Origin of the sequence: Pseudomonas meliae (assembly GCF_001400515.1) — a bacterium.
Taxonomy (GTDB): Bacteria; Pseudomonadota; Gammaproteobacteria; order Pseudomonadales; family Pseudomonadaceae; genus Aquipseudomonas; species Aquipseudomonas amygdali.
In genome coordinates, this window is record NZ_LJQT01000237.1 from 3454 (window position 1) to 4013 (window position 560).

1 protein-coding gene is annotated in these 560 nt (G+C 60.9%); it reads right to left on the reverse strand.

Annotated features, from left to right (window positions below; translation table 11 throughout):
- Positions 1–560 (reverse strand): replication initiation protein (locus ALO64_RS26315; RefSeq protein WP_235804995.1); only part of this gene is annotated, 560 nt, incomplete at both ends.

Consider the following 560-nt stretch of genomic DNA (forward strand, 5'->3'; position numbering starts at 1 on the left):
AGCGGCAGGTTTTCCGAAAACCCCTGCTTCAGAAAGCTGTTGTGGTTGTACGCATACGCATCGAGCGAGCGCATGAACGACTCGAACGAACCCAGCTCGCGCTCGCGATTGACGATGCTGTACGCAAAATAACGCAACTGCTCGAACAGGATGCAGTGCCGCGAATGACTGACCTGGTCAAGCTTGGGGCCGGTGGCCCACGGCTTGACGGTCAACTCCACCGCACTCGCCAGTTCGCCCAGTTCATACACGTGGCTGTGAAATTCGGTCGTCTCCCACCAGGGGTGGCCGGGTGTTTTGGCCACGGGGCCACCGTGGTAGTCCACGTCCGCGTCGAGGCGAGCGGCAAACGCGGCATAGATCGCCTTCATGTACTGAATCGGCTTGGCCCGTGCGTTCTCGGTAGTGCACACGGACGGCACGGCGTAGAACAACTGGGAGTGGCCGCTTTTGCGGTTACGCACCATAAGGTTCGGCGCAGGCAACCCGGCATCGTCCCAGGCCAAGGCATTGGCATGGTCCAGGTCGAACACCAGCCAGGACACCATGCCGGGGCGATT